This is a genomic window from Clostridium polyendosporum, assembly GCF_018332455.1.
Classification (GTDB): domain Bacteria; phylum Bacillota; class Clostridia; order Clostridiales; family Clostridiaceae; genus Clostridium_AY; species Clostridium_AY polyendosporum.
The window spans coordinates 1-300 of record NZ_BOPZ01000099.1 but is presented as its reverse complement, the minus strand read 5'-3'; the positions used below and the strand labels follow the sequence as shown (position 1 = coordinate 300).

1 rRNA gene is annotated in these 300 nt (G+C 53.0%); it reads right to left on the bottom strand.

The window, feature by feature from the left end:
- Positions 1 to 300: ribosomal RNA gene (locus tag CPJCM30710_RS17580) — 23S ribosomal RNA — on the bottom strand; the annotation flags it as partial.

The window sequence follows — 300 nt, the reverse complement described above, 5'->3', positions numbered from 1 at the left end:
AACGATTTCCGACCGTTCTGAGGGAACCTTTGGGCGCCTCCGTTACTTTTTAGGAGGCGACCGCCCCAGTCAAACTGCCCACCTAACAATGTCCCGTCACCAGCTTCATGGTGCCCGGTTAGAATCCCAGTACTGTCAGGGTGGTATCCCAAGGTCGACTCCACATCCCCTAACGAGAATGTTTCCCAGTCTCCCACCTATCCTGTACAGACAATACCGAGACTCAATGCTAAGCTACAGTAAAGCTCTACGGGGTCTTTCCGTCCAATCGCGGGTAGCAAGCATCTTCACTTGCACTAC